Source organism: Actomonas spartinae, assembly GCF_051209155.1.
In the GTDB taxonomy this organism is placed as follows: Bacteria; Verrucomicrobiota; Verrucomicrobiia; order Opitutales; family Opitutaceae; genus Actomonas.
In genome coordinates, this window is sequence record NZ_JBPJGB010000004.1 from 145,330 (window position 1) to 172,319 (window position 26,990).

A 26,990-nucleotide genomic window follows, 5' to 3' on the forward strand; every position below is an offset into this window, starting at 1 on the left:
CCTCCACCACCAATCTCGCCGATGCCGTCCGCGAAACCGAGCAAATGGCAGCGGGTCGGGATGCGGTTGGGCGAGCTGGTGCCGATGGAGGCGCTGCATCCGGCGACCGTGGCCGCGGTGCGACCCGGCGAAGCCGGGCATCGTGGGCTCTGGGTCTTGGCCTGCTCGGGGGGCAGCGACTCGGTAGCCTTGGTGCTCGCGGTCTGGGCCGCCTGGCCGACCAAGCGCGGGCAGTTGGTGCTGGCGCACTTTGATCACCGATTGCGCGGTCGGGCCTCGACGGCCGATGCGCGGTTTTGTGCCCGTTTGGCCACGGGGCTGGGCATCCGATTTGAAGGTGGGCGGTGGGAGAATCCGCCCGTGGCGCCCAGTGAGGCAGTCGCCCGGGCCGCCCGACAGGGTTTTCTGGAGCAGGTTTGCCGCCGGCATCGGGCCAAGGTGGTGTGGACTGGGCACCAACAAGACGACGTGGCGGAGACCCTGCTCATGCGGCTCGCCCGGGGCAGTGGCACGGCGGGACTGGCGGCACCGCGCCCGGTGCAGGAAACTGGCACGGGGCGATGGCGGCTGCGGCCGCTCTTGAACCTGTCGCGTGAAGCCTTGCGCAAGCATCTGATCGAGGCCGGTGCCACGTGGCGGGAGGATCACACCAACGCGAATGGAGATTATTTGCGCAATCGTATGCGGGCGAATGTTTTGCCGATCTGGATCGACGCCGCCCAGCGGGATGCGTTGGCCGGCGCCGCGCTCAGCCGCGAGCTATTGGAGGAAGATGCCACCGCGCTCGATCAGTGGTTGGAGGACGTGGACCCAATCGAGGCGGACGGATCATTGTCCTTGCGAAAATTGGCCGGCAAACCGGCGGCGCTGTGGCGGAGAGCCTTGCACGCTTGGCTGGGGCGGCAGGCGGATTCGGGGGATTTGTCCCGGACGGGCTTCGAAAATTTACTCGCTCTGGCGCGTGATGGCGCCACCCGGCGATTCAGTCTGGGGAAGGGCGGTTTTGTGCGAATTCGCCGCGGCCGGTTGTTTTTTGAGAAACTATCGGCCTGATTCGGGGTATGGAGGGGAGGACATCTCCTCAGAAAACCCGACGGCGGGTTCGTTGACTTATCTTCACGGAACCGCCACCTTCACCGTTTAGTCCCAAGATTTAATGCCCGAAAACGATCCCGATAAGAAGCGCAAGCCGCTCCGTCCTCCGTCCCCCGACCGATTCCAGATGCCCAAGGTGTTCTTGGTGTGGATCATCGTGATCGGCCTCGTGGTCCTGGTGTGGAAACTGAATCCCGCCAACGTGTCGCCGGCGGCGCAGGTCAACATCGCTCGAGTCATCGAGCTCGCTGAGGGCGGCCAAGTGCAGAAAGGGACGATCCGACCGGAGCTTTCCGGTGGTCGCAATTGGGCGATCATCACCGGCAAAACCGCCGAGCCGCTGTTCACCAACCTGAAGGGCGAACAAACCACCGATTTCGCGGCGGAAGGGCGCCTCACCGACGCGAGTCTCGATAAGTTGGTCGAAACCGGCGTGTTTGAGCAGGAGCGCCCGAACACCTTCCTGACCTCGCTCGCGCAGAACGTCATCCCGTTCCTGCTCATCATCGGCCTGCTTTATTTCCTCTTCGTGCGCCAACTCCGCAACGCGGGCAAGGGCGCGCTCAGCTTCGGCAAGAGCAAGGCGAAGATGCTGCACCGCGATCGGGACAAGGTGAACTTCAAGAACGTCGCCGGTTGCGACGAGGCGAAGGAAGAGATCGCCGAGGTCGTCGACTTCCTGCGCGACCCGAAGAAGTTTCAGCGCATGGGCGGCAAGATCCCGAAGGGCATCCTGCTCGTCGGCCCCCCCGGCACCGGTAAGACGCTGCTGGCCAAGGCGGTGGCGGGCGAGGCGGACGTGCCGTTCTTCAGCGTGTCCGGTTCGGACTTCGTGGAAATGTTCGTCGGCGTCGGCGCCAGCCGCGTGCGCGACATGTTTGAACAAGGCCGCAAGAACGCACCCTGCATCATTTTCATCGACGAAATCGACGCGGTCGGTCGTCAGCGCGGCGCCGGTCTCGGCGGCGGCAATGACGAGCGAGAGCAGACCCTCAACTCCCTGCTGGTGGAGATGGACGGCTTCGACACCACCGATGGCGTCATCATCGTCGCGGCGACGAACCGCCCCGACGTGCTGGACAACGCCCTGCTGCGTCCGGGCCGTTTCGATCGCCAGATCCATGTCGATCTGCCCGACTTGGTCGGCCGCGAACAGATTCTCCGCGTGCATGCGCGCAAGATTGCGCTGTCGGACGACGTGGAACTCGCCTCCGTGGCCCGCGCGACGTCCGGTATGTCGGGCGCCGAGCTCGCCAATTTGCTGAACGAAGGCGCGCTGCTTGCCGCTCGTCGCAACAAGAAGAAGGTTGAGGCCATCGACATCGAGGATGCGCGCGAGAAGGTGCTCTTCGGCCGCGAGCGTCGCCGCGTCATGGACGACGAAGACAAGCGTAAGACGGCGGTGCACGAAGCCGGTCACGCGCTCATTGGCGCGCTGCTGCTCGACGAATGGTTCCCGATTCACAAGGTCACCATCCTGCCCCGCGGGCAGGCGCTCGGCATGGCCATGTATGTGCCGCGCAAGGAGCAGTTGAGCGCCTACAAGAAGCGCGTGCTCGACCAGATCGCGATGGCGCTCGGTGGTCGCATTGCCGAGGAACTCTGTTTCGACGACGTCTCCAGCGGCGCCGCCGGCGACATCAAGCAGGTCACCCGCATGGCGCGCCACATGGTGTGCGATTGGGGCATGAGCCCGCTCGGCCCGATCGCATACGGTGATAACCAGGACACCGTGTTCCTCGGTCGCGAAATCACGCGCAACGAGAATTACAGCCAGGAGACGGCCCGGCAGATCGATCAGGAGATTCGCAAGATTGTTGACGCGCAATACGAGCGCGCGACCAACATCCTGACCGAGCGCAAGGAGGCCCTCGAGGCGGTCGCCGATGCGCTGATGGAATACGAAACCATCGAGGGTAAGCACGTGTTGGAAATCATTGAGCACGGCGAAATCAAGTCGCCGGTCATCTCCTCCAAGCCGATCGAAGAGCCGACGAAACCGACCGCCGACAAGGACGGCGAGAAGAAGAGCAAGGATGAGCCGGAAGCCGGATTAGGTTCCGCCGCGCCGACTCCCGCCTGACGTTTTCGGCGCCCGATTGTTCGCCCCTTTTCACGACGCAGGTGTGCCGCCTGCGTCGTTTTTGTTTTCGCATAGGCGGGGTGCTCCGGCTCAAGCTCTGCCTCCCGTTCGCCATGGACTCCTCCGTTTCACCCACCTTCTCCAGCCTCGGAAATCGCGCGCAGCCCCCCACGATTGCGCGCTTGATGGCCATGGCCCTGGAGAATCCGGCGCTGCTCTCCATCGCCGCGGGCTTTACGGACAATGCCACGCTGCCGGTGGCGCAGGTTGCCGCAGTGGTTGGTAAATTGGCGCAGGAGGACCACAGCAACGAATACCTGCAATACGGCAGCAACCACGGTCGGCCGGAGTTGCGGCGCTTGCTGGCGCAGCATCTCTGTGCGCAGGAGCCGGAACTCGATTACCACGATGTGCAGAGGGGCTGCTTCATCACCAATGGCTCGCAGCAGGCTTTGTATCTCGCGATGCAGGTGCTGTGTGACCCGGGCGATTTGGTGCTGGTCGACCGACCAAGCTATTTTGTGTTTCTGGAAATGCTCAAAGGCTTGGGCATCGAGGCGCGCTCGATTCCGGTGGACGAGGAAACCGGGCTGGTCGACGAAGCACGCTTTGCGGAGCTGCTGCAGGACCTCCAGCGCGACGGCGATGCCGATCGTCTGAAGGCGGTTTATTTCGTCAGCTATTTTTCCAACCCCTCTGGCCGCAGTCTGACGCTTGACGAAAAGGCCGCGATCGGCCGGCAGTTGCGGAATAAGGACATGATCATCCCGGTGATCGAAGACGCGGCGTATCGAGATATTTATTACGAGCAGCCGTGGCCGGCTCCGAGTGTGTTGAGCATTCCCGAGTGGGAGGGGTTTCCGAGGCTTTATACCTCAACGCTGACCAAGCCCTTTGCCACCGGTTTGAAGGTCGGTTTCGCGACCTGCAGCGACATCGAGTGGCGGGCGAAGATGTTGCACGTGAAAGCGCATCACGATTTTGGCACGGCCAATTTTAATCAGCGTCTCATGGAGGCGGTGATGGAACAGGGCGGATTGGAGCGGCAGTTGAACGTGATCCGCCCCGCGTATCACCAAAAGATGCTGACGCTCGATAGTGCGCTGCGGGCTGGTGGGCTGGCGGAGCTCGGGTGGGAATGGAGCCAGCCGGCGGGCGGCTTGTATTTGTGGCTGCGTGCTCCCGCCGGGCTCGATACGGGACTGGAATCGGCCTTTTGCCATGCCTGTGTGGAAGCCGGCGTTTTATACGTGCCCGGCGAACTGTGTTTTGGCGATGACGCGCCCAGTGATACGATCCGCCTGAGTTTTGGAGTGCTCGGGGCGGAGCAGCTAGCCGCAGCGGCCCAGCGATTCTGTGGCGTGGCCCGGGCGTTTGTGCCGACACCGGATTGTAGCACAGCCTCATAAAACAGACTTGGCCCTCCCGGGTGGTGATACAAGGCTGGCCGGCTTTATTATGAAGATCTGTTGCATCGGAGCAGGCTACGTCGGCGGTCCCACCATGGCGGTGATTGCGCAAAAAGCGCCCGAGGTTCGTGTCACCGTGGTGGACATGAATCAGGCCCGCATTGATGCGTGGAATTCGGACACCCTCCCAATCTACGAGCCGGGCCTCGATGAGGTCGTCGAAGAGTGCCGCGGTCGTAATTTGTTTTTTTCCACGGCGGTAGCCGAAGAAATCAACGCGGCTGATATTGTCTTCGTGGCAGTGAATACGCCCACGAAGACCTATGGTTTAGGCGCCGGTCGGGCGGCGGACCTGCGGTTCATCGAGTCGGTTGCCCGCACGATCGCCGAAGTCGCCACTTCCGGGAAGATCATCGTGGAGAAATCCACCATCCCGGTGAAAACGGCGGAAACGATCCAGAAGATCCTGGCGGCCAACACCCGGGGACTGAAGTTCCAGGTGCTCTCCAATCCCGAGTTCTTGGCGGAAGGCACCGCGATCGTCGACCTGCACAATCCCGATCGCGTCTTGATCGGCGGCGAGAAGACGCCCGAGGGGCAGGAAGCCGTCGAGCAGCTGGCCAGTGTCTACGCCCACTGGGTGCCGCGTGAGCGCATCATCACGACCAACCTCTGGTCCTCCGAATTGTCCAAACTCGTGGCCAACGCGTTTCTGGCGCAGCGTATTTCGTCGATTAACTCGATCTCCGCCCTGTGTGAAGCGACCGAAGCCGATGTTGACGAAGTCGCCCGGGCGATCGGGCACGACAGCCGCATTGGTCCCAAGTTTCTCAAGGCCTCGGTCGGTTTCGGCGGTTCCTGTTTCCAGAAGGACATCCTCAATCTGGTTTACCTCTGTGAAAGCTTCGGTCTGCCGGAGGTCGCCGCCTACTGGCAAAGTGTGGTGCAGATGAACGATTGGCAGAAGTCGCGCTTCGCGGCTCGCATCGTGAAGACCTTGTTCAACACGGTGGCGGGCAAGCGGATCGCGATCTGGGGTTTTGCCTTCAAGAAGGACACCAACGATACGCGCGAAACCGCGGCGATTTCGGTGTGCCGCGATCTCATTGCCGAAATGGCAGAGGTGGTCGTCTACGATCCCAAGGTGCCGGCAGAACAAATTCGCCGCGATGTGCTGGGGGCCGATGAAGGCAAAGCCGGCGCGCAGCTTAAGGTCGTCTCCTCCGCGGAAGAGGCCGCTCAAGGCGCACATGCGGTCGCCGTGTTGACCGAATGGGACGAGTTTAAGTCCATCGACTTCGCGGCCGTGCTGGCCGGCATGCCGAAGCCCGCTTTCCTCTTCGACGGCCGCAACCTGCTCGATTTGGAGCAGCTCCGGGCCTTGGGCTTCACCGCGTTCGGCGTGGGCAAGGCCTGAGCGCGCAGTCTAGCCGGGATTGTCCCGCCCGGCCTTCGCTTTGGCGCGGGCGAACGATCCCGAACCGGCCTCACCGCGGCCGGCTACAGCACAGGTTTGGGTGACTCGGTCGATCGAGTTGCCATTAGAACTGCAGGTGTTCCTCCGGTTGGTCGTCGGCACTGCCTTCATAGGCATGCACCGATCGTTCGGAATCTGCCCAGATTGGCAGGTTGGCAACGCGGGCGGCTTTGGTTTCCTGGATCGAGGTGCGCAAGGCTTCGTCGTCGGTGTGACTCATGATGTAGTCGAGACCAGCGTAGGCCACATCCTCCGGGCGAACCTCCAGCTTATTGGCGAATCGACTGACCACGGCGAATTCCGCCGGATCGAGGTGGATTTTTACATTGAACATGACGGCCTCCTTTTTGGGGTTGGAAGGAGGGTAGTGAGTTCGCCGTTCGGTTGCGATTCCGTCGGGTGCCGTCGACTGCGATAGTATGGCGTTTAATGCCCACAATAACGCGGATCCGACGCCTACATTCAGTCGAAAATAGCTTCAGGCAAATAGGCGGTCACCGTGGTCGTGGGCTGATTCACCAGTTGTGAAATCTTCAGGTCCAGCACCACACTACACAATGTGTAGGCCCATTCGGGTGTAATATTGAGTCGTTTGCAGATAAACGCTATGGCGCGGCGCACGGCCTGTTTGGCGGCTTGGCGTGGATCTTCGTCCGATTCGATAAACATATGCCACCGATTGGCGGAATAGCGGGGCGAAACCAAGGGGGAGGGGGTGATCGCATAGGGAGCGGCCAAGGGTTGTTGTTTGATCAGCTCGATCTTGAATCGCCCGGTCATGGGCGCCTCCATCCCATTGATACAAACCTCGCCGTCGCCCTGGGCGGCGTGACAGTCGCCGGCCAACAGATTTGCCCCGGGCGTGAGCACGGGCAAATACAGCGTCGTGCCGGCCGTGAGGTGGCGCACATCCATGTTGCCGCCGAACACGCCCGGCGCCCGCGTGCGAAACTCGCCCGCTTCGGCGCGTTGGACTCCGATGATTCCCGCGAAGGGATTCAGATCGAGCGTCACACCGGGCATGCTCGTGCTATGAGCGTTATCCAATTTCCAGATAAACAAATGGTGCTCCGGGAAGTCCTCGGGCAGCAGGCCGAGTCCTGGTATCAGGCTGGTCCAGGCCCAGCCCCGGTGTTCAAAACCCTCAATGTGAACGGCCAGTTGGTCACCAGGCTCCGCACCGTCGATCGCGATCGGCCCGGTGAGGGCATGCACCTTCAGCGGATCAAATCGGGCTTTGAATTCGGCCACCGTCCAGTCCGGCTGCACCTGAAATCCACTGGAGTCGGCCATGTCTATTTCCACCGTATCGCCGGGCGCGATGGTTAAACGGGGCGGGATCGCGCTATTCCAGCGGTGAACCAAGGCGGTGGCGTCGAGTCGATGCAGGGCGGACATAGAGCACGAAATTTGCCGCGCGCCTCCAGCAGGGCAAGTTTGTGGTGGCGATAATTACGTATAATATCTGTGAAATGATAAAAATATTATCATATGCCTTGATATCGCGGTGAATATATACTTTGTCTCGCTCCGTTATGGTGACCGACAAAATTAAAGAACTACAGGAGCTCCAAGCTAAGGCAGCCCAGCTGCAGCAAGCCATCGAGGTCGAGCGCACGCGCGAACTCGCCGGTTTGCCGGCCAAGTATGGTTTCGCCGATCTGGCCTCCTTTATCAAAGCCGTCAAAGCCGCTTCAGGCTCGACCAAGACTCGCGGTCGCAAGCCCAAGGGTGCCGCCAAAGCGGCCAAGCCGGGCAAGCGCTCGCGCGCCAAGATCACCGATGAGCTCAAGGCTCAGGTGAAGGCTGCGGTTGAAGCCGGTGAGACGGGCGCGGCGATCGCCGAGCGCCTCGGCATCTCGGTGCCGAGCGTCCAGAACATCAAGAAGGAGTTCGGCCTCGTGAAGGCGCGTGGCTCCGACAACGCGGCTCCGGCTGGCGCCTGATCCCTGAATTCCATTCGTGCTTTCGTGCCCCGCGACGACAGCGTCGCGGGGCATTTTTGTTTTGGGGCAACTCGTTGGTTGAACCCCGCGGCGGATCGGCTCTCGCTGGGCGTCTCGATGTCCTCCTTTGTCCAAGCGAACACCAATGGGCGTCTGCACGCCGCGACCGAGCCGAGTTTGAGTCCGCTCAACCGCGGTTTTCTCTACGGCGACGCGATCTACGAGGTCTGGCGAACCTATGGCGGGCGCATCTTTGGTTGGGAGGAGCATTGGGATCGTTTGCGCGGTTCCGCGTCGGCCTTGTCGATGGCGGTGCCGCTCGAACCCGGGGCGCTGCAGGACGAAATTCGTCGCACGGTCGAGGCCTACCGAAACCACTGCAACGACGCGGGTGACGTTTATGTGCGCTTGCAGATTTATCGCGGGGAAGGCCGGATCGGCTTGGACCCGGCCTTGGCCGGGGCGGCAGGTTACGTGCTCTTGGTTCAAGCTGTGCCGCAATTGGCCCCGCAGGCCTGGGCGGCGGGGATGACCTTGGCGGTCGCGCAAACTTTGCGACGCAACCCGATCGACGCCCTGAACCCGGCGTGGAAGACGGGCAACTACCTCAACAATCTCCTGTGTCTGCACGAAGCGCGGCAACGCGGCGCGGACGACGTGTTGATCCTCAACCAGGCTGGCGAAATCACGGAAGCCGCCACGGCTAACATCGCCTTCGTATGCGGGACCGACCTCGTAACCCCACCTTTGTCGGTGGGGATTCTTGCGGGCGTTACGCGCCGTTTGGTGATGGAACACGTTGCCCAACGCGCGGGCTTAAATCCAGTCGAGCGCGTGCTCAATCCGGCGGATCTCTCGACGATGGATGAGGCGATGTTGCTCTCGAGCACGAAGGATATTCAGCCAGTGGGTCGGATCGACGACGTCCTGTTTCGGGTCGGCGAGGGCACGCACAGTCGTGCTTTGAAGACCGCCTTCAACGCCTATGCGATCGAGCATCTGGGTGACCGAGCGGACCTGGCGGTGTGAGCCGGGCGGGTGGGCTGGTTGAAGAATTGCACCGCAGGTAACGTGGGATGAACGCAGATGGCCGGGGGGCAACGCAGCGCCCGCGAGCGGGCTGCCTACGATGTGTTTTCGGGTGCGTAACTTGGACGAAGCGCTTGCGCGCGGATCACGCCGGTCAGTAACGCATCAAACTCGGGTCGATCTCCCGCGACCAGGCATCGACGCCGCCGTCGATGTTGGTGACCGCTTTGAAGCCCAAGGAGCGCAGGTATTGCACCACGCGCATGCTGCGGCCGCCGTGGTGGCAGCAGATCAACAGGTGTTGATCGCGGGGGAGCTCGGTGGCGGTTTCCGGAATCTGGCGCATCGGGATATGTTTTGCGCCGTCGATGTGGCAGATTTGCCACTCGTGAGGTTCGCGCACATCGATGATGCGACACGCGCCATCGTTGTTGGCCAACAGTTGTTGGGCTTCGTGCACCGTGATTTGCAGCGGGTAGGAGTCGGGATCTGATTCGGACATCGTGGGTGGTTCGGCTGAAAGGGGTTCCGGGCATGTCGCAGCCGGCTCGGCGGGCAACGGAGAGTCGCGATGCTCGGCGCCGCACCCGTGACAGGATTCGACCGGCGCGAAACGCAGGGTGGACACGTTTTGACTGAGCGCGTCGTAGGTGAGCAATCGTCCGAGCAGGGGTTCGCCGCAGCCCGTGATGAGTTTGATCGTTTCGAGCGCCTGCCAGCTGCCGATCACGCCGCACAGCGCGCCCAGCACGCCGACTTCGCCGCATCCCGGCACGCTGCCGGCGGCGGGCGGTTCCGGGAACAGGCAGCGATAGCACGGCCCGCCGAGGTGCGGCGCAAACACGCTGACTTGCCCCTCAAAGCGGTAGACGCTGCCGAATACCAGCGGACGGCGCGCCCGCACCGCGGCGTCGTTATTGCGATAGCGGGCGCCAAAGTTATCGGTGCCGTCGACGATCACGTCGTATTCACCAAACAACGACACGGCGTTCTCCCGCGTCACGCCGTCGGCATGCTCCGCCACTGCGCAGTGCGGGTTCACCTCGCGCAGGCGGGCCGCCGCCGACTGCGTTTTGAGCTGCCCGACGGTGGCGTCGCTGTGCAGCAGCTGCCGGTGCAGGTTGTGCGTTTCGACGCGGTCGAAGTCGGCGATGCCCAGCGTGCCGACCCCCGCGGCGGCCAAATAAAGCGCGGCGGGGCTGCCGAGTCCGCCGGCGCCAATGACAAGCACCTTGGCGTGTTTGAGCCGTGTTTGGCCCTCGACGCCGATTTCCGGCAGCAGCACGTGGCGGCTGTAGCGGGCGAGTTCGGTGGCAGTGAGGGGCGACATGGCGGGCGGCGGGAAGGGCCGAAACAGAGGCCGGAACCGGAAACGTCGCAAATGATTATTTGCGATGGCGCAGGACTGGCTTTCGTTTGGTCCCTTATGGCTAATCCCTACATCGTCATCATCGCTGGAGGAAAAGGTGAACGTTTCTGGCCGCAGAGCCGGGCGGAGCGCCCCAAGCACTTGCTGCCCGTGGTGGGCGACAAGCCGCTGCTGACGCAAACGGTCGAGCGCGTGCTGCCCATCGTGCCGAAGGAAAACATCCTCGTGATCACCAGCGCCGTGCAGGAGAAGGGTGTGCGCGCGGTGTGCAAGGACCTGCCGAAGGAAAACATCATCGCCGAGCCGGTTGGCCGTGACACCGCCGCGGCAGTGGGATTGGCCGCCGCCATCGTTGGTGCCCGGGACCCCCAAGGGGTCTTCGCCATCCTGCCGGCCGATCACGTGATTCATAACGGCAAGAAGTATCAGGCCGACTTGAAGGCGGCCTTCGCGGCCGCGGCCAAGGCGCCGGTGATGGTGACGATCGGCATCGCGCCGACCGAACCGGCGACTGGGTTTGGTTACGTGCAGCGCGGCAAGGCGTGGCAAAAGGCCAACCGCCGCGAGGTCTACGCGGTGAAGCGTTTTGTGGAAAAACCCGACCTCAAGACGGCGAAGAAGTATTTAAAATCCGGAGACTACTTCTGGAACGCCGGCATGTTTGTGTGGAGCGTCGAAGTGGTCGAAACCGCCATCGCGAAGTTCGCGCCGAAACTCGACGCCGGGTTGCAGCCGATTCGCGCGGCTTTGGCCAAGGGCCGCCGCCTGGCGCCGGTTTTGAAGAAGGTATACCCGGAACTCGAAAAAATCTCGGTCGACTACGCCTTGCTCGAAAAGTCCGACAATGTGGTGATGTTGCCCTCGACCTTCGATTGGGACGATGTCGGCGCGTGGCCGGCAGTCGCTCGTCACTACAAGGCCGACAAGGCCGGCAACGTGAAGCGCGGCGAGGCGCTGGTGGAGCAGGGCAGCGGCAACATCGTTTTCAGCGAGGGCAAGCACCTCGTGACCGTGGTCGGCGCCGACGATCTGATCGTGGTGCACACGCCCGAAGCGACCTTGGTTTGTCCCAAGGCCAAGGCGCAGGAAATCAAAGCGCTGCTCAAGCAGGTCTACGCGCACCCGGACGCGAAGATCTACACCTGATCGCGTCCCTCTCCGCTCATGCGCTTTCTCGGCATCGACCCGGGCACCAAACGCATCGGCTTGGCCAGCGGCGACGAGCTCGGGCTCGCTTCGCCGCTGCCCGCGCTCACGCAGGTCGACGCTGACCTGCGCTGGGCGGGCCTGCTGGAGGAAATTCGCGTGCGACGGATCGACGAGCTGGTCGTGGGGTATCCGCTCAACATGGACGACACCGTCGGACCCAAGGCCAAGGAGGCCGAGGTATTCGCCGAGCGCTTACGCGAGGCGACCGGACTGCCGGTCCACCTGGTCGATGAACGGCTGACGTCTCACGCGGCGGAGTCGACCCTGCCCAAGCACAAACTGCGGGATCTGCGCCAGAGCGGGGTGGTCGATTCCCGCGCAGCCGCCATGATCCTGCAGGACTACCTCGACCAACGTTTCCCGCCGGCGATGCCCATGTGGGATGAGGGCGCGTCCCAATGAGCGCGACCTTGCCGCGGTGGAAAGTTGAGTGCGCCTACGATGGCACGGCTTTCTCGGGTTGGCAGAGCCAGACCAACGGGAACGGCATTCAGGACGTGATTGAGGCGCGTCTGGCGGCGGTGTTCAAAGCGCCAATCCGGATTCACGGCAGTGGGCGCACGGATGCCGGCGTGCACGCACGCGGGCAGGTTTTTCACTTCGATGCGGCTTGGAACCACGGTCCCGACAAACTGCGTTTGGCGATGAAGGTGGGTCTGCCGCCCGCGATTCAGATCAAGACCGTCAAGCCGGCGCGGGCGGATTTTCACGCCCGCTTCAGCGCGACGGGAAAGCGTTACTCCTACTACCTGATCGAGGGGGATGCCGATCCGTTCACGCGCCCGTTCGCCTGGTGTTTGGAGCGTCCCCGTCGGCTCGATCTCGCGGCCATGGAATCCGCCGCGGGTATCTTGCGCGGGTCGCACGACTTCAGCTCATTCGCGGCTGACAACGGCGGCGAGTTGGAAACGCCGGTGCGCGATCTGCGCCGCCTGGAGGTCCAGGCTCGCAAGCAACACCTTCGCTTCATTTTCGAGGCGGACGGCTTCCTCTACAAGATGGTGCGTAGCCTCACCGGAGCCTTGGTCGCGGTGGGCGAGGGGCGCCGCAGCATCGACGACATCAAGCGGCTGCTCGCAGCCGGCCAACGCACGGCGGAGGTCGAGACCTGTCCGCCGCAGGGTCTGTTTCTGGAAAAGGTATTTTATTGAGCACGCCGACCACATCGCTGGGGCAGTGGACGCGCAACGCGACGGGGGCGGTGCGGGACCTGTTGTTTCCGCCGGTGTGTTTGGGCTGCGGTGGCGTGGTGGAGGCGGGGAGCCCGCTACGGCATGTGTGCGAGCATTGCGCGCCGACGATCACGCGCGTGCGGGCGCCGCACTGTGAGACTTGCGGGCATCCGTTCTTCGGCGCGGTGGAAGGGGAGCGGATTTGTCCGCACTGCGAGGGACTGCGTCCCGCCTACGGTCGAGCCAAGACAGTGACGTTGTTCAAGGGCGCCGGGCGTCAGCTGGTGTTGGAGCTTAAATATCACCAAGGTTTCTACGTCCTTGCCGACATGGCCGCACTGTTGGTCGCGAATCCCGACCTCGTTGACTACGTGGCCGGCGCGGTCCTCGTGCCGGTGCCGATGCATCCGCGCAAGCTGCGCGATCGGGGATTTAATCAATCGCTGCTGTGGGCCGAGGAGATCGCCAAGGTCGTGGGAGCCGGCACGGTCGTCGCCGAGCTGCTTGAACGCGTGCAAGATAGCGAATCGCAAACGGCTTACGATCGGCGCACGCGCCGAGCGCGGATGAAAAATGCCTTTGCAGGGGGGAACGGGGCCGCCATAACCGCCGAATCACGTTACATTTTGGTAGATGATGTCTTCACCACAGGTTCAACCCTCAATGCCTGCGCGCTCGCTCTCCGGGACGCGGGGGCGGTGAGTCTCGACGTCCTCACCTTCGCCCACGGTTAGATCCAAAACTCGCTCCGTCTCGCGCCGTTTTCCACGCCCATGTCGCTTTTCAACAAGCCGAAGTATTCGACTGTCGTTCCCAAAAAGAAGGATATCCCCAAGGGACTCTGGACGAAGTGCCCGATTTCCGGCGAAATCGTTTTCAACAAGGAATTGGAAGCCAACCAGATGGTGGTGCCGAAGAGCGGCTACCACTTCGGGATCGGCGCCCGTCAGCGGCTCGACGCCCTTTTCGATCCGGGCAGCTTCGTCGAAATCGATGCCGGGGTGACCTCGGCTGACCCGCTGGAGTTTGTCGATTCCAAGCCCTACCCGGAGCGTATCGCCAAATACAAGGAGGCCAGCGGCCTGCCCGAGGCGGTCATCAGCGGCACCGGCAAGATCCACGACATCCCGGTGGCGGTGGCGGTGATGGATTTTCGTTTCTGCGGCGGCGCCATGGGATCGGCGGCCGGTGAAAAAATCACCCGAGCCATCGAAAAGGCGCTCAGCGAAAAGATCCCGTGTCTCATCTTCAGTGCCTCGGGTGGCGCGCGCATGCAGGAAGGCATTTTCTCCCTCATGCAGATGGCCAAAACCAGCGCGGCGCTGGGTCGTCTGAGCGAAGCCAAGTTGCCTTACATTTCGATCCTGACCCATCCGACGATGGGCGGGGTGTCGGCGAGTTTCGCGGTGCTGGGGGACGTGAACATTGCCGAGCCCGGCGCGCTCATCGGATTTGCCGGCGCCCGCGTCATCAAAGAGACCACCAAGCAGACGCTGCCGCCCGGTTTCCAGACGGCGGAGTTCCTGCTGCAGAAGGGCCTGATCGATCAGATCGTGAGTCGGCTCGAGATGCGCGATCGTCTGCGCGATATCCTTTCGGCGCTTTACCTGAAGCGTCCGACGCCGGCGCCCCAGGAGCCGGCCGCCAGTGCTCCGGCTCCGGCGGTGACCGAGCCGGCCGACTCCCCGGTGGCGGCTGGTTGAACGCCGGTTCGGGCGTGTTGAGCGAATCCGGTCCGCGGACTGCTCCTGCTGTGCCATGACCCCCGCTGCGTTGATGTCCGATTATCCGGAGGTGCAGGACTACCTCTTCAGTCTGAAGGCGAAGGGGGTAAAGTTCGGCATCGATCGCATGCGCGCGCTGGCCCGGGCGCTGGACCATCCGGAGCGGGCCGTGCCGGTCATTCATTTGGCGGGGACCAATGGCAAGGGCTCCACCGCGGCCATGCTGGATGCGATTCTTCGCGCGGCGGGCAAGCGGGTCGGGCTCTACACCTCGCCGCATCTCGTGCGACTGGGGGAGCGCGTGCAGGTCGACCGGCGCACGCTGTCGGAAACGGAGATCGTGAACTACACGCGCGAACTGCTGCCGATGGCCGCGAGTTTGGCGGAGTCCGATCCGGACGATCATCCGAGTTTTTTCGAATTCATGACCGCCATGGCCTTCCTGCAGTTTCAGCGCCAAAGCTGTGATGTGGCGGTGGTGGAGGTGGGACTGGGCGGAGAATTGGACGCCACCAACATCGTTCAACCGACCGTCTGTGCGATCACTTCGATCGGTTTTGATCACTGTGAGATCCTGGGCCACACCCACGCGGAGATCGCGGCGGCGAAGGCCGGGATCCTTAAGCCGGGGGTGCCGGTCGTGATGGGGCGTTTGCCGGCGGAAGCCGAGGCGGTGGTGCGTGCTCGCGCCGCGGAGCTTGGCTGTCCGATCAGCTCGGTGCGGGACGTGTTTGGCGACAATACGGTCGATTATCCGGAGACCGCGATGGAGGGGGACTGCCAGCGCTGGAATGCGGCGACCGCGACCTTGGTGGCGCGGGCCTTGCCGGCAGAATGGGGAATTGCCGAGGCGGCTATCCGGGTCGGCTTGCGGAGCGCGCACTGGCCGGCCCGCTGGCAACATTTTCAGCTTGGGCAGACCGACCTGGTGCTCGATGCCTCGCACAACCCGGAGGGCGCCGAAAGCCTGGAACGCAACCTACAGCGACTTGTGGGTGAATTGGGCCACAAGCCGGTGATCGTGGTCGGCGCTTTGGGTGCTTCTCGAGCCGGCGCGCTCTTGGAAGTCGTGGCCCGGTTTGCCTCGAGGATTCACCTCGTCGTGCCCAACCAAGCGCGGGCCTGCACGCATCAGGAGCTGCGCGCCCTGATTCCGGCGGATTTCGCTGGTGAAGTGCACGACAGCAAGGTGGAGGCGCTGCTGGGACCGAGCGGCAGCCTCAAGGCCTTGCCGTTTGATGAAGCGGTCGTCGTGACCGGGTCGATTTACCTCGCCGGCGAAGTCCTGAGCCTGATCGCTCCTGAGCAAGGACCCAACGAGGCGCGCCTGCAGGATTTTTGACGGCGGAGACCGGGTAGGGGGGCGACCGTAAAGAACAAAGTGAAGCACAGGGGTAGGGACGAACCGCCGGGCCGTCCGCGGCGTTTCATCGGATCTGCGCCCATCTGCGAAATCAACGGTTTTACCTCGTTTGATCGGCTGGTTGGAGTTGACCGCAGATCGCACGGATGAGCGCAGAGAGCGGAGAGGCAACGACAACGCGGTCGGGGACGTCCGCGTCCACCTTCAGTCGAGCAGGTGGACGCCGACGCCTGTCCCGCGAACGCGGTGATCCGGACGGCGTGGGCACGTATGATCGGATCTGCGGCACTCTGCGGTTAAATACTGGAAGCTGGGGGCCGAGAGACAGCGGAGCGCCCGCCAGCGGGCAGCCTACAATTCGGGTGTGATCGCGGATTGCAGGTGAGGCGCTTGCACCCGCTGTCGTTGACTAGGTCCCGTAGCACAAGAGACCCCGCCGGAATGGCTACAATCAGTCTCAATAAAATGAGACTGAGACCGAAGCGCAAAAAGTCCTTGATTCGATATGCGGGCCTATGCACGTTGCGGGGCCTTGTTCTTAAGAATGAGTATCAGTTTCAAGAAATGAAGTCCGTGAACCGAACCACACCTTTTTTCTATTCCCGCATGCGCCGCCTCGCGGTGGCTGTCGCCAGCGTGCTGCCGTTGTCCTTGGGCGCGGCCGAGTTGCCCACGCCGGAGGAGATGTGGGCCATCATTCAGCAGCAGCAGGCCCAGATCGCCGAGCTCACCCAACGGGTGGAGGCCGCCGAGGCCCGCACCGGCCAAGCCGAGGCCCAGCTGGCGACCACGTCATCCCAATTGCGCGAAGCCGACGCCAAGATCGAGGCCACGACGTCCTACGTCGAGACCCTAGCCGATCGCGCTCAGGCCGGCGGATCCGGCGGCAACGCCTGGTATGATCGCACGTCCTTGGGCGGCTACGGCGAGATGCACATGAACTTCGGCAACGGCGACGAGATCGACTTCCACCGCTGGGTCCTGTTCGTCAACCACGAGTTCTCCGACTCGATTCGCCTCCTCTCGGAGGTCGAGTTGGAGCACTCCATCGCGGGCGACGGTCAGCCGGGCGAGGTCGAACTTGAGCAGGCCTTCGTCGAATTTGATCTCAACGAGTCCAACAAGGCCCGTGCCGGTCTCTTCCTCATGCCCGTCGGCCTGATCAATGAGATCCATGAGCCGGCCACCTTCTACGGTGTCGAGCGTCCGCGCGTGGAGAGTCAGATCATCCCGACCACCTGGTGGGAGGGCGGGGTGAGTCTCACGCAGCAGACCGACAGTGGCTTTGCGTTCGACTACGCGGTGCACTCCGGCCTCTTCACCCCGACCACGGGGGGCAACGCCTTCCGGATCCGCAATGGTCGCCAAAAGGTCGGCGAGGCCTCCTTCGAAGCCATGGCCGCAACCTTCCGCGCGACCTACACCGGCATCCCGGGTCTACAGCTCGCCTTCACCGGTCAATATCAGGAAGATCTCGCCCAAGGCACGCTGGCCGAGACGGTCGACGCGACCCTCATGACGGCCCACGCCGATTGGCGCAGCGGCCCCTGGGGTTTCCGCGCCCTTTACGCCCGCTGGGACCTCGGCGGCAACGCCCCGGCCGCGCTCGGTCGCGACGAACAATACGGGTTCTATCTCGAGCCGTCCTACCGCTTCGAAACCGGACTGGGTGACGTGGGCTTCTTCGCCCGCTACAGCCGCTACGATCGCGAGGCGGGCGACAACGTCGCCTCCGCCGACGAATACATCGATGCCGGTGTGAACTGGTGGCCGCACGAGGCCGTGGTGCTCAAGGCCGACGTGCAGTTCGCCGACCCGGCCAACGGTGCCGACGACGAGACCGTGAGTCTCGGCGTGGGTTACCACTTCTAAGCGCCGGCTCGCATCAATTTCCCATAGGTCACATGCGCCGGGGATGGATGGTCCTTGTTCTGTTGGTCTGCGCGAGCGCGAGTTTCGCGGCGGAGACCGAGGAGGAGGTCTATCTGTCCCCGGCGGATTTTGTGGCCGAGGCCTTCGCCGACGGCGAGCCGGGGGCGCCGCAGATGTTGTGGCTGACGGCCGATGTGAAGCCGGGCATCAAGGACATCCTCGGTCACGACTACGCCGGCTTGCGCCTGCGTTATTGGCAGCGCGGCGAGCGCACGGCGTGGGTGTTGGAGGAGATCGGCAAAGTGAAACTGATCACGACGGGCATCGTGGTGGACGGCGGTGAGATCCAACGGCTGCAGGTCCTCGTTTACCGCGAGTCGCACGGCTGGGAAGTGAAGCACCCGTTTTTCACCGACCAATTCAAAGGCGTGACACTCACCGACGGCACGCGCCTCAGCGAATCGATTGACGGCATCACCGGCGCGACGCTGTCGGTCAATGCGCTGCGCAAACTGGGTCGACTGGCGTTGTATTTGGACGCGCGCGTGCAAGAGTCCGCGGACTCATGAGCGAACCCGATCCTGCAGTTTCTTCCGGCCGGCGCGGTCGTCGCCTGGCGTGGTGGGCCTGGCACCAACGGTTGGGGTTGGGCTTCGCGCTCGTGTTCATCGCCGTCATCGTCACCGGCATTGCGCTCAATCACACCGAAGGGCTGGCGCTGGATGAACGCCGCCTAACGGCGAACTGGGTTTACGACTGGTATGACATGAACCCGGTCGGACAACCCGTGGCCTACGCGCTGGATCGCGACGTGGCGGCGTGGTGGGACGGCACGGTGTATTTTAATGATCAACGGGTGGACACCGGTGGTGGTTTGGTCGGGGCGCTGGCTCTGCCAGAGGTCTCCTTGATCGCCTCAGCGACTGACCTGTGGGTGCTCACACCGGGTGGGGACCTGGTCGAAAAACTTGGCGCGGCTTCGCTGCCGGCAGGCGAAATCGAGGCGGTCGGGCGCGGGCCGGGAGAGGCGCCGGTGCTGCTGCGCACGTCGCAGGGCATCTTTGCCAGTTCGGTCGATCTGCTCGCGTGGGCGCCGACGGACCAAACGGGCATTTTCCTCGGTCCGATTGAGCTTACCACCGCGCAACGCAACGCCCTCCTGACCGCCCACCGCGGCGAAGGGATCAGCCTTTATCGGGTGATGCTGGATCTGCACTCCGGTCGCTTCTTTGGTCGGATGGGAGTATGGGTGGTGGATCTGGCGGCAATCGCGCTGGGATTTTTGACCCTTTCGGGAGCTTGGTATGCTTTGCGTGTGAAACGCCGATGAATGCTCCGCTCGTCAACCGTCGCCGCTTCCTGCGTATTGCTGCTGTGAACACAGCCGCCGTGGGTCTGCTGGGTCTGGGGGCGATGTCACCCTTGCGGGCGGCGACCGCCGAACCCCGACGCTGGCGGGGCATCGGCCTCGGCGGCGAGGTGGGCATCGACCTTTACGGCGGCGTGGCCGACGACGGGATCTTCGAAGCCTGCCGCCGCGAGATGTTGCGCTTGGAGCGAATCTTCAGCCTCTACGATGATCGCTCGGCGTTGTCGCGACTTAACGCCGCCGGTCGCTTGGCGAATCCGCCGGCCGAGTTGTTGGAGGTCCTTCGACTCGCACGGCACGTGAGCGAAGTCAGCGAGGGCGCGTTTGACGTGACCATCCATCCGTTGTGTGAAGCGCTCGCCGCGGGCGAGGGGGATGAGGCTCAGTTGCAGCAGATTCTGACGAAGGTGAATTTCCGCGCATTGAGTCTTTCCGATGAGCTCGTGAGGCTGGCGCAGCCGGGCATGGCGGTGACCCTTAACGGCATCGCCCAAGGCTACATCACGGATCGGGTTGCGGCCGTGTTGGCAGCGGCCGGATACACCGCGGCGCTGGTGGATTTGGGCGAGAAGCGCGCGCTGGGATCGCATCCGGCGAATCGCCCGTGGCAGGTGGGGATCCGCGCCCCCGCGGGCAACGGTTTGGCCGGAGTCGCCCAGCTGCAAGCAGGCGAAGCGATCGCCACCTCGGGTGGTTATGGTCAGGTCTACGCCACGGGCGGGCGCCACCACCTGTTGGACGCGCGTCGCGGTGAGAGTCGTGAGCAGTGGGCGAGTGTCAGTGTCATTGCTCCGACCGCGGCGGTGGCGGACGCCTTGTCGACCGCGTTGGCTGTGGCCGAACCCGGCGCAGCCGAAAGGATCTTGAGCGCCTTCGATGGCGCGCGTGCCGAGGTTCTGGATGCCGATGGAGCATGGCATCGGCTCGGTGCAACAGGTTAGTGCAACCGCAGATCACGCGGATGGGCGCAGATAGCTGAGAGGCAACGTGGGTTTGACCACAGAGTGCACAGAGGAGCACAGAGGTAGGGACGGACCGCTGGGCCGTCCGTGGCGTTAGAGTGGATCTGCGCTACTCTGCGGGATCTGCGGTGAAACCTCGTTTGGTCGGTTGGTTGGAGTTGACCGCAGATGACGCAGATGGGCGCAGATAGCTGAGAGGCAGGTCTGGTTTAAAACCACTGATGTCACAGATGGGCACAGATAGCTGAGAGGCAACGACGACGCGGTCGGGGATCGCCGCGTTCGCGGGACAGGCGTCCGCGTCCACCTTCAGTCGAGTAGGTGGACGCCGACCTCCGGACGGCGTGAGGCCGGTGGAGTGGGTCTGCGGTCATCTGCGCAATCTGCGGTGAAACCTCGTTTGGTCGGCTGGTTGGAGTAGACCGCCGATCACGCAGATTGGCGCAGATAGCCGGGCGGCAACGTGGGTTTTGACCACAGAGAGCACAGAACATCACAGAGAATTAGATCTGTGTTTCGCTGTGAGATTGCCTCGGCGCTGCGCCTCTCGGGTGTCGCTTCGCTCGGCAGTGGTTAAAACTCGTTTGGTCGGCTGGTTGGAGTTGACCGCAGATCACGCAGATGAACGCGGATAGTTGAGAGGCAACGACGACACGGTCGGGGACGACCGCGTCCACCTTCAGTCGAGTGGGTGGACGCCGACCTCCGGACAGCGTGAGGCCGGTGGAGTGGATCTGCGCCACTCTGCGAAATCTGCGGTCGACCTAACCGCGTCTCAGCTCTTCCGGCCTTCGTCCCAGTCGAGGACGTCGAAGATCGTCTGCACGGCCGGGTTGTCGTCGAGGCCGGCCTCGTTGCGGCGGAATTCGAAGCGGTCGGTCATGTCGTCGTTCCAACCCAGCTTGGTGACGAAGTGGTTCCAGACCCGAATGTCGATCGGGCTCAGGTCGCGGCCAGAGGTCTCCTGCACCCAAGCGAGGATCTCCTCGTCGGTGCCGCCCTGCAGCGTGCGGTCGCGCAGCGCCGCGTAGTCGATGCGCAGGTAGTCGCACATGAAGGCGTCGATCGCCTTGCCGAGATTGGCCTGGAAATCCTCGCGCAACTCACCGGCGGCGTGCAGGCGAATCTTGTTCAGGGAACGGGCAAAGTAGACCATGCCGTGGGTCGGCGTGGCGGGATCGATGGGATGCTTTTTCTCAGACATGACGGGCTTTAGAGTTTGATCAGGTCAGCGGTGGACGGGACGTCCTTGATGAGCTGTGAAGGCCCCGGACCTACGCCGAGGTAGCGCAAGTTGGGCAGTTGGTCGTCGGCGGGCCAGGCGCCACCCTCATAAGCGACTTGAAGGATGCTGCGCATCATCGCCGCGATGTAGGCGCGGGCATTGGCGGGCAGGTCGGCGAAGTGGCGGACTTCACTGATGTCTTCGGTCCAGCCGGGATGACGTGAGTAGACCGGCCGCAGGGTCTTGCGCACGGCCTCGTTGCGGGGCACGTGGGCGTAGCGTTTGCCGTCGGCGTCTTCGTAGGCGGTGCAGATGAGCAGGTCGCCGTTCCACTCGCCGCGATGGGTGAGGGCGTCGGTCTTGTTGATCATCAGGTCCTGGAAACCACCGTAGCGCAGGGCGTCGCCCTTTTCCACGGCATCGAACCAGCCGACCATGCGCTGGCGGCCGGTGGTGGAGCCGAACTCGAGTTTCTTGAGCAGGATGGCTAGCGGATGGGCGTCGTCCATCTGGGTCAGGAAGGTGTGGGTGCCCACCTTGGTGTCGTAAGCCTTGGCCACGCCGAAGGTATGGACCGGCTGGGAGGGCACACCGGCGCTCTCGAAGATCTCGGGCGTGTAGGTGTGCGAAGCGGTGACGTTGGGCGAAAAGCCGTGGCGCTTGTCCAACCAGTAGGCTTGGCCGAACTCACCGAGGATGGTGTGGCCGGCGGCCAGTTCGCGGCGGATGAGTTCGCGCACCTCGACGATCTGCGGAGCGAGGCGGGTGCCGGCGGCCCAGTAGACTTCAACGAGCTTGTCCACGTTGATCGAGAAGGGGGCCTCGCCACGGAAGACCGTGAAATCAAATTCGGCTTCGTCCAACACGCCAAGTTCGATGGCCTCGGTGTTGGCGCGCTTCTCGGCGGCGCTCAGGGTGTCGAAGAATCCCGCGAACGTGGCGGCGTCGACCTGGCAGACATGCTCGATGGTGCGCAGGGCGCGGTCGGCGCGTTGGGCGACCTTGCGGGCGTAGTAGTTGGGGCCGGCGAGGAAGTCGGCGTAAGTGATCTGCCACTGGCCCACTTCATCCATGTAGGCGGGAGTGATGCCGCGGCCGGTCGAGCCGCGCGGCTCCTCCTGGAGGACGTTGGCGCGGTAGTGTTCCCAGGCCAGATCGAGCAGGCGATGAATGAGGTCACTCACCATCGTGCGCTCGTCGATGGCGAGGCGGGAGATGACCTGATAACCCTTGTGCTCGAGGGGGGCGGCTTCCCACCAGACCTTGCGCGGATCGGCGACGACGCCGCAGCCGATCGCCAGGTGCGTGATGTCTTTCTCGACCACGCCCGACGGCAGGAGGTTGAGCTTCACGCCGGCGGCGGTGTGGCCGGAGTTGGCGCCGCCGTTCACCTTGAGGACGGTCGAAACCGGGTGGGGCGTGCCGGCGAGCTCCTCGCACACTTCGGGGACGAGACGGCCTTTGCCTTCGTCGCCCAGCGAGATGCCGACATCGGCGATCAAACGGCTGGAAAATGGAATCAGGGACATGGTTGCAGGTTGGCGGTTGGCAACCGGGACAGTTCCCCTGTTGCCCTAACGCTCAAAGAGCAGGACGCGGGGGGGATCAAGACCCAAACGAAGCTACCGCCGAGGGTTCAGCCTTTGACGCCGGCTTTGATCTCGATGACGTCGTGAGGAGACGACTCCTTCTGGCCAGCCGGGCTCACGCGGATGTAACGGGCGTTGGCGCGCAGGGTCGGAAGGTCCTTTGCCCCGAGGTAGCCCATGCCGCTCTGCAGGCCACCGACGAGGTTGCCGAGCACGTCGTCGAGGGAGCCGGAAACCTCCTTCAGCGCCTCGATGCCCTCGGCGGTGAGCTTGCGGGTCTTGTCGTCCTTGCTGTGACCGTAGCGGGCGGCAGAGCCGGCCTGCATCGCGGCGAGGGAGCCCATGCCGCGGTATTGTTTATAGATCTTGCCGTTGATCTCCATGATCTCACCCGGTGCTTCGCGACAGCCAGCGAGCAGACCGCCGAGGATGACGGCGTCGGCGAGGGTGAGGGCTTTGACGATGTCGCCACTCTTGGTGATGCCACCGTCGGCGATGATCTTCACGCCCTTGGCGCGGGCCCCGTGGGCGGCGACATGCAGGGCGGTGAGTTGGGGAATGCCCACGCCGGCGACGACGCGGGTGGTGCAGATCGAGCCGGGACCCTGGCCGACCTTGATGGCGTTGGCTCCGCAGTCGGCCAGGAACTCCACCCCGGCGCCGCTGGTGACATTGCCGGCAATGATGGTGAGGTCGGGGAAAGCGTCGCGGACGAGGCGCACCATGTCGCCGACACCGGCGGTGTGGCCGTGGGCGGTCGAAACGGCCACGCAGTCGATATGTTCGGCGACCAGTTGGCCGACGTGGTCGATGATGCGATCGCGATCGAGCGTGCCGTCCGGCAGACGCACGGGGGCGAGGGCGGCGCCGACGACGAGGCGGAATTCGCTGTCGCGGGCGGCTTTGCGGCGGGCGCCGGCTTCGGAGGTGATGCGTTCGACGTCGGAGAAGGTGGCGAGGCCGCGCAGGTGGTCTTCACCGTCGACCACGAGCATCTTGTGGATGCCCACATGCTCGGTGAAGAAGGCATCGGCGGCGGCGATGGGATCGGGTTTGAGGGCCTCGACCGGGACGGTGTGGATGTCGCCGCGGGGCGTCATGGCTTCCGCCACGGATTTGGAGCGGTAACGCTCGCGCACGGTGGAGCCGGAGAGCAGGCCGACAAGTTTGCCGGCACTGTCGACCACGGGAAAGGTGCGGAACTCGTAGTTCTTGGCGTCGATGAGATCGAGCACGTCGCCCACGTGCTGGTCGGGCGTGACGGTGATCGGGTCTTGGATGAGGCCGTGGATGTGGCGTTTGACGCGGGCGACCTCCTTGATCTGCTCGCGCGGCTTCATGTTGTAGTGGATGAGGCCGAGGCCGCCGCTGAGGGCCATGGCGATGGCCATGCGCGACTCGGTCACGGTGTCCATGTCCGACGAAATGATCGGGATCGAAAGCCGCACCTGATCGGAGAGCGCGGTGGCGGTGTCGGCATCCTTGGGCAGGATTTCCGAGTAAAGCGTCGCGAGCGTGACGTCGTCGAACGTGAGCCCCACCGGGCGGTTGGCGGCGAAGAAATCGTCGGCCGGTTGATAGAATTGTGCGTCGAACGCAGCGGCTGAGGACGTGGCAACCTTAGTCATGAGTTGCCGGGAACGTAGTAGGGACAGGCGGCGGAATGGGAAGAGGAAAGTGGCTGGAGGCCGGCAGAGCCGGCCGAAAAACTGAAAACCTGAGAGCTAAAAAGCTGAAATACACGTCCGGGTATGCACCCGCAGAAACGAGTATTTCCGCAGTTCAGATTTTTAGCGTTTCAGCTTTTGGCAGGGTTCAGCCCGGCGCATGCTGCCGCCGATGCTCCGACTTCGTTACCAACGCTACCAGTTGCCCTTTCGGCAGCCCCTGCGCACGGCGCACGGTCTGTGGTCGGAGCGCGAGGGGCTGTGGGTGCGCGTCGAGGCGGAAGCGGGGGGTGTCGGTTTCGGCGAGGTCGCGCCGGTGCCGGGCTTTGGCGGCCCCAGCCTGGACGAATGTGAGGAGGTGCTGCGCCGCTTGGGCCCGGATCCGGGGGATGGTTTGGTCGATCAAGTCATCGGGCAGGGCGGTGCGGTCGGGTTCGCTTTGGCCACGGCGGTGCGGGAAGCCCGGGGCGAGGCTTTGGTGGGGCAGCGCCAGCACGAGTATTTGCCCGTGGCCGCGCTTTTGCCGGCGGGGCGGACGGTGCTCCGGGCGGCGCCGGAACGGGCGGAACTGGGCTTTCGCACCTTTAAGTGGAAGGTGGGCGTGGGGGATCCGCGCGATGAACGGGTGCTCCTTGACGATGTGCTGGGCGCATTGCCGAGTGAAAGTCGTTTGCGTCTCGACGCGAACGGGGCCTGGGACCGGCGGCAGGCGGAGGCGTGGTTGGACTGTTGTGCGGAGCGGCCGCAGATCGAATTTGTGGAGCAACCCGTGGCCGCGGGCGACGCGCGCAGCGACGACCTCCTGCTGGGCTTGGCCACCGACTACCCGACGGCGATCGCGCTCGACGAATCACTCACCGACGGGGCCGATTTTGCGCGGTGGCTGGACCATGGCTGGCCCGGGGTGTGGGTGCTCAAGGTGTCGTTGATGGGCGATCCGGTTCAGCTGTTGGCCGAAGTAGAACGGCATCAGTTGGATGTGGTGGTTTCGACCGCATTGGAAACGGCGGTGGGAGCTCGCGCGGTGTATGGATTTGCCTTCGCGTTGAAGGAGAAACGTCGGGCGTTGGGCTTGGGCGTGTGGCCGTTGTTTGAGGCGCGCTGGGCGAACGGCCCGACGGCGATGCCCTTCGTGCGGTGGAGTGATGTTGAAGCCCTCAATGCGGAGGACGTATGGAGCGCCGCGAGTTTCTAAGGGCCTTGGGGGGAGGCCTCGAGGCGGGTATCGACCCGCGCTCGGTCACGGTGGTCGAAGAGCGCGAACCGGCGGCTTTCCGGAACGCCTTCATCGCCGCGACCGCGACGGGCGGACAAGTCGCTTTGGCCAATCCCGACTGGGGCACGGTCGAGCGGGCGGAGTTTCAACGTGTGGTCGCGACGGCGTCGGAATCGGTCTCAAGCGAATCCGGTTGGCTGTTGATTCCGACCGGCGGCAGCACCGGGGGTGTGAAGCTGGCCCGCCACGACCAAACCACGATCGCGGCGGCGGTCCGCGCCTACGGGGAGTTTTTCGACGAGCGGGTGGTTCAGGGGGTCGGTGTCTTGCCACTGCACCACGTCGGTGGGCTCATGGCTTGGCTGCGCTGCGTGTTGACCGAAGGCGAATTCGTCGACGCCACTTGGCCGGCCTGGCGGGAAGGCCGTTTCCATGAACGTCTGCCGGAGAACGCGACCGTCTCGTTGGTGCCCGCGCAATTGCGGCGCTTGTTGCACGACGAAGCCGGTCGGACTTGGTTGCGTCGATTTCGACGGGTGCTGATCGGCGGAGCGGCCGCAGATGCCGGGCTGGTCGCAGCCGCAACCGATGCGGGCGTGGCCGTGGTGCCTTCCTATGGCATGACCGAAACCATGGCGATGATTGCGGCGTGCACGGAGGCCGAAATGAATGGCCTGGAGCTCTTTCCGCATGTGACTGCGACGGTGAATCCGGAGGGGCGGCTGGCGCTGGCCGGACCGTCATTGTTTCGCGGATACTGGCCGCAGTCTCGTGACATTGAAAGCTGGGAAAGCGGCGATCGGGTCGAGCTGGGGAAGAACGGATCGCTCCGGGTGCTCGGGCGGGCGGATGCGGTGATCGTCACCGGTGGCGAGAAGGTCGACGCCGGCGAGGTGGAGGCCTTGCTCCGAGAGTATTTTGGCGACGAACGGGTGGCGGTGATCGGCCTGCCGGACGAGCGTTGGGGACAAATCGTCATGGCCGCCATTGCGCCGGATCTGGCGGGGCAAGTTTTGGACGTAGAGGAGCAGCTCAAAGGCAGCTTGGCCCCATTCAAGCGGCCCAAGGCATTTCAAATCGTGGACCCGTGGCCCGTGAACGCGCTGGGCAAGGTCCAGCGGGCCGCGGTTCGCGCGGCGCTGACGAAAGGCTCAACCGCAGATGGCGCCGATGAGCGCTGATGGCCGAGAGGCAACATCGCGCCCGCAATCGAT

Annotated in this window: 24 protein-coding genes; 18 read left to right on the forward strand and 6 right to left on the reverse strand. The window is 63.7% G+C overall.

Going from position 1 to position 26,990, the window contains the following annotated elements; translation table 11 throughout:
- Nucleotides 1–21 precede the first annotated feature (21 nt).
- From tilS to AC0MRV_RS17525, 4 genes are all read left to right on the forward strand, one after another.
- Entirely contained in the window at nt 22–1,053 is a 1,032-nt protein-coding gene (gene tilS / locus AC0MRV_RS17510) for a tRNA lysidine(34) synthetase TilS (RefSeq protein ID WP_472765801.1), read from the forward strand.
- A 169-nt stretch (nt 1,054–1,222) separates the two neighbouring features.
- A complete protein-coding gene (ftsH, locus tag AC0MRV_RS17515) occupies nt 1,223–3,178 on the forward strand; it encodes an ATP-dependent zinc metalloprotease FtsH (protein WP_472765802.1) in 1,956 nt (651 codons plus the stop codon).
- Between the two features lie 113 nt (nt 3,179–3,291).
- Nucleotides 3,292–4,587 (forward strand): aminotransferase-like domain-containing protein, encoded by a 1,296-nt coding sequence (locus AC0MRV_RS17520; RefSeq protein ID WP_472765803.1) that lies wholly within the window; start codon nt 3,292–3,294, stop codon nt 4,585–4,587.
- Nucleotides 4,588–4,636: 49 nt separating this feature from the next.
- The gene (locus AC0MRV_RS17525) at nt 4,637–6,004 is read left to right on the forward strand and encodes a UDP-glucose 6-dehydrogenase (protein WP_472765804.1); all 1,368 of its coding nucleotides are present in this window, start codon (nt 4,637–4,639) and stop codon (nt 6,002–6,004) included.
- A 124-nt stretch (nt 6,005–6,128) separates the two neighbouring features.
- Here the strand turns inward: AC0MRV_RS17525 and AC0MRV_RS17530 are convergent, their stop codons facing one another.
- Complete coding sequence (locus AC0MRV_RS17530; protein WP_472765805.1) at nt 6,129–6,398, reverse strand: hypothetical protein; 270 nt, start codon at nt 6,396–6,398, stop codon at nt 6,129–6,131.
- A gap of 128 nt (nt 6,399–6,526) precedes the next feature.
- Nucleotides 6,527–7,462, reverse strand: coding sequence for an acetamidase/formamidase family protein (locus tag AC0MRV_RS17535; protein ID WP_472765806.1), 936 nt, complete (start codon nt 7,460–7,462; stop codon nt 6,527–6,529).
- A 122-nt stretch (nt 7,463–7,584) separates the two neighbouring features.
- Here AC0MRV_RS17535 and AC0MRV_RS17540 point away from each other — a divergent pair, with 122 nt between their 5' ends.
- Both AC0MRV_RS17540 and AC0MRV_RS17545 read left to right on the forward strand, forming a co-directional pair.
- The gene (locus AC0MRV_RS17540) at nt 7,585–8,010 is read left to right on the forward strand and encodes a helix-turn-helix domain-containing protein (protein WP_472765807.1); all 426 of its coding nucleotides are present in this window, start codon (nt 7,585–7,587) and stop codon (nt 8,008–8,010) included.
- A gap of 117 nt (nt 8,011–8,127) precedes the next feature.
- Nucleotides 8,128–9,039, forward strand: coding sequence for an aminotransferase class IV (locus AC0MRV_RS17545; protein ID WP_472765808.1), 912 nt, complete (start codon nt 8,128–8,130; stop codon nt 9,037–9,039).
- A gap of 154 nt (nt 9,040–9,193) precedes the next feature.
- Here AC0MRV_RS17545 and moeB read toward each other — a convergent pair whose 3' ends face one another.
- The gene (gene moeB / locus AC0MRV_RS17550) at nt 9,194–10,369 is read right to left on the reverse strand and encodes a molybdopterin-synthase adenylyltransferase MoeB (RefSeq protein ID WP_472765809.1); all 1,176 of its coding nucleotides are present in this window, start codon (nt 10,367–10,369) and stop codon (nt 9,194–9,196) included.
- A gap of 96 nt (nt 10,370–10,465) precedes the next feature.
- Here moeB and AC0MRV_RS17555 point away from each other — a divergent pair, with 96 nt between their 5' ends.
- The 10 genes from AC0MRV_RS17555 (at nt 10,466) to AC0MRV_RS17600 (ending at nt 20,058) form a co-directional block, all read left to right on the forward strand.
- Nucleotides 10,466–11,554, forward strand: a complete 1,089-nt coding sequence (locus AC0MRV_RS17555; protein ID WP_472765810.1) for a mannose-1-phosphate guanylyltransferase — start codon at nt 10,466–10,468, stop codon at nt 11,552–11,554.
- An 18-nt stretch (nt 11,555–11,572) separates the two neighbouring features.
- The gene (gene ruvX, locus AC0MRV_RS17560; protein WP_472765811.1) at nt 11,573–12,019 is read left to right on the forward strand and encodes a Holliday junction resolvase RuvX; all 447 of its coding nucleotides are present in this window, start codon (nt 11,573–11,575) and stop codon (nt 12,017–12,019) included.
- Complete coding sequence (gene truA, locus AC0MRV_RS17565) at nt 12,016–12,768, forward strand: tRNA pseudouridine(38-40) synthase TruA (RefSeq protein WP_472765812.1); 753 nt, start codon at nt 12,016–12,018, stop codon at nt 12,766–12,768. Before ruvX ends, truA begins: the two co-directional genes overlap by 4 nt.
- Nucleotides 12,765–13,523, forward strand: a complete 759-nt coding sequence (locus AC0MRV_RS17570) for a double zinc ribbon domain-containing protein (RefSeq protein WP_472765813.1) — start codon at nt 12,765–12,767, stop codon at nt 13,521–13,523. The genes truA and AC0MRV_RS17570 overlap by 4 nt, the downstream gene beginning before the upstream one ends.
- Before the next feature lie 39 nt (nt 13,524–13,562).
- Nucleotides 13,563–14,492: an acetyl-CoA carboxylase, carboxyltransferase subunit beta gene (gene accD, locus AC0MRV_RS17575; protein WP_472765814.1), complete on the forward strand. Its 930-nt coding sequence runs from the start codon at nt 13,563–13,565 to the stop codon at nt 14,490–14,492.
- Nucleotides 14,493–14,547: 55 nt separating this feature from the next.
- On the forward strand, nt 14,548–15,855 hold the full coding sequence (locus tag AC0MRV_RS17580; protein WP_472765815.1) for a bifunctional folylpolyglutamate synthase/dihydrofolate synthase: 1,308 nt from the start codon (nt 14,548–14,550) through the stop codon (nt 15,853–15,855).
- A 627-nt stretch (nt 15,856–16,482) separates the two neighbouring features.
- Nucleotides 16,483–17,748: a porin gene (locus AC0MRV_RS17585; RefSeq protein ID WP_472765816.1), complete on the forward strand. Its 1,266-nt coding sequence runs from the start codon at nt 16,483–16,485 to the stop codon at nt 17,746–17,748.
- A gap of 47 nt (nt 17,749–17,795) precedes the next feature.
- A complete protein-coding gene (locus AC0MRV_RS17590; RefSeq protein ID WP_472765817.1) occupies nt 17,796–18,317 on the forward strand; it encodes an FMN-binding protein in 522 nt (173 codons plus the stop codon).
- Entirely contained in the window at nt 18,314–19,078 is a 765-nt protein-coding gene (locus AC0MRV_RS17595; protein ID WP_472765818.1) for a PepSY domain-containing protein, read from the forward strand. Before AC0MRV_RS17590 ends, AC0MRV_RS17595 begins: the two co-directional genes overlap by 4 nt.
- Nucleotides 19,075–20,058 (forward strand): FAD:protein FMN transferase, encoded by a 984-nt coding sequence (locus AC0MRV_RS17600; protein ID WP_472765819.1) that lies wholly within the window; start codon nt 19,075–19,077, stop codon nt 20,056–20,058. Before AC0MRV_RS17595 ends, AC0MRV_RS17600 begins: the two co-directional genes overlap by 4 nt.
- Before the next feature lie 796 nt (nt 20,059–20,854).
- Here the strand turns inward: AC0MRV_RS17600 and AC0MRV_RS17605 are convergent.
- The 3 genes from AC0MRV_RS17605 to guaB all read right to left on the reverse strand — a co-directional run bounded on the left by AC0MRV_RS17605 (nt 20,855) and on the right by guaB (nt 24,521).
- Nucleotides 20,855–21,283: a DUF5069 domain-containing protein gene (locus tag AC0MRV_RS17605; RefSeq protein ID WP_472765820.1), complete on the reverse strand. Its 429-nt coding sequence runs from the start codon at nt 21,281–21,283 to the stop codon at nt 20,855–20,857.
- A gap of 8 nt (nt 21,284–21,291) precedes the next feature.
- Nucleotides 21,292–22,833, reverse strand: a complete 1,542-nt coding sequence (locus AC0MRV_RS17610; RefSeq protein ID WP_472765821.1) for an adenylosuccinate synthetase — start codon at nt 22,831–22,833, stop codon at nt 21,292–21,294.
- Nucleotides 22,834–22,940: 107 nt separating this feature from the next.
- Nucleotides 22,941–24,521 (reverse strand): IMP dehydrogenase, encoded by a 1,581-nt coding sequence (gene guaB / locus AC0MRV_RS17615; RefSeq protein WP_472765822.1) that lies wholly within the window; start codon nt 24,519–24,521, stop codon nt 22,941–22,943.
- Between the two features lie 211 nt (nt 24,522–24,732).
- Between guaB and AC0MRV_RS17620 the strand changes: the two genes are divergently transcribed.
- Nucleotides 24,733–25,755 carry an o-succinylbenzoate synthase gene (locus AC0MRV_RS17620; protein WP_472765823.1) on the forward strand — a complete coding sequence of 341 codons (1,023 nt, stop codon included), beginning with the start codon at nt 24,733–24,735 and terminating at the stop codon, nt 25,753–25,755.
- The gene (locus AC0MRV_RS17625) at nt 25,734–26,957 is read left to right on the forward strand and encodes an AMP-binding protein (protein ID WP_472765824.1); all 1,224 of its coding nucleotides are present in this window, start codon (nt 25,734–25,736) and stop codon (nt 26,955–26,957) included. Before AC0MRV_RS17620 ends, AC0MRV_RS17625 begins: the two co-directional genes overlap by 22 nt.
- Nucleotides 26,958–26,990: the final 33 nt, after the last annotated feature.

Bases quoted from the DNA above. Each gene is read 5' to 3' on its own strand.
- moeB (WP_472765809.1), bottom strand. From the start codon at position 10,369: ATGTCGCCCCTCACTGCCACCGAACTCGCCCGCTACAGCCGCCACGTG.
- AC0MRV_RS17530 (WP_472765805.1), bottom strand. From the start codon at position 6,398: ATGTTCAATGTAAAAATCCACCTCGATCCGGCGGAATTCGCCGTGGTC.
- AC0MRV_RS17600 (WP_472765819.1), top strand. From the start codon at position 19,075: ATGAATGCTCCGCTCGTCAACCGTCGCCGCTTCCTGCGTATTGCTGCT.
- truA (WP_472765812.1), top strand. From the start codon at position 12,016: ATGAGCGCGACCTTGCCGCGGTGGAAAGTTGAGTGCGCCTACGATGGC.
- AC0MRV_RS17610 (WP_472765821.1), bottom strand. From the start codon at position 22,833: ATGTCCCTGATTCCATTTTCCAGCCGTTTGATCGCCGATGTCGGCATC.
- AC0MRV_RS17620 (WP_472765823.1), top strand. From the start codon at position 24,733: ATGCTCCGACTTCGTTACCAACGCTACCAGTTGCCCTTTCGGCAGCCC.
- AC0MRV_RS17525 (WP_472765804.1), top strand. From the start codon at position 4,637: ATGAAGATCTGTTGCATCGGAGCAGGCTACGTCGGCGGTCCCACCATG.
- AC0MRV_RS17625 (WP_472765824.1), top strand. From the start codon at position 25,734: ATGGAGCGCCGCGAGTTTCTAAGGGCCTTGGGGGGAGGCCTCGAGGCG.
- guaB (WP_472765822.1), bottom strand. From the start codon at position 24,521: ATGACTAAGGTTGCCACGTCCTCAGCCGCTGCGTTCGACGCACAATTC.
- ftsH (WP_472765802.1), top strand. From the start codon at position 1,223: ATGCCCAAGGTGTTCTTGGTGTGGATCATCGTGATCGGCCTCGTGGTC.
- AC0MRV_RS17590 (WP_472765817.1), top strand. From the start codon at position 17,796: ATGGTCCTTGTTCTGTTGGTCTGCGCGAGCGCGAGTTTCGCGGCGGAG.
- AC0MRV_RS17585 (WP_472765816.1), top strand. From the start codon at position 16,483: ATGCGCCGCCTCGCGGTGGCTGTCGCCAGCGTGCTGCCGTTGTCCTTG.
- AC0MRV_RS17535 (WP_472765806.1), bottom strand. From the start codon at position 7,462: ATGTCCGCCCTGCATCGACTCGACGCCACCGCCTTGGTTCACCGCTGG.
- AC0MRV_RS17580 (WP_472765815.1), top strand. From the start codon at position 14,548: ATGACCCCCGCTGCGTTGATGTCCGATTATCCGGAGGTGCAGGACTAC.
- AC0MRV_RS17595 (WP_472765818.1), top strand. From the start codon at position 18,314: ATGAGCGAACCCGATCCTGCAGTTTCTTCCGGCCGGCGCGGTCGTCGC.
- AC0MRV_RS17605 (WP_472765820.1), bottom strand. From the start codon at position 21,283: ATGTCTGAGAAAAAGCATCCCATCGATCCCGCCACGCCGACCCACGGC.
- tilS (WP_472765801.1), top strand. From the start codon at position 22: ATGCCGTCCGCGAAACCGAGCAAATGGCAGCGGGTCGGGATGCGGTTG.
- ruvX (WP_472765811.1), top strand. From the start codon at position 11,573: ATGCGCTTTCTCGGCATCGACCCGGGCACCAAACGCATCGGCTTGGCC.
- AC0MRV_RS17545 (WP_472765808.1), top strand. From the start codon at position 8,128: ATGTCCTCCTTTGTCCAAGCGAACACCAATGGGCGTCTGCACGCCGCG.
- AC0MRV_RS17555 (WP_472765810.1), top strand. From the start codon at position 10,466: ATGGCTAATCCCTACATCGTCATCATCGCTGGAGGAAAAGGTGAACGT.
- AC0MRV_RS17520 (WP_472765803.1), top strand. From the start codon at position 3,292: ATGGACTCCTCCGTTTCACCCACCTTCTCCAGCCTCGGAAATCGCGCG.
- accD (WP_472765814.1), top strand. From the start codon at position 13,563: ATGTCGCTTTTCAACAAGCCGAAGTATTCGACTGTCGTTCCCAAAAAG.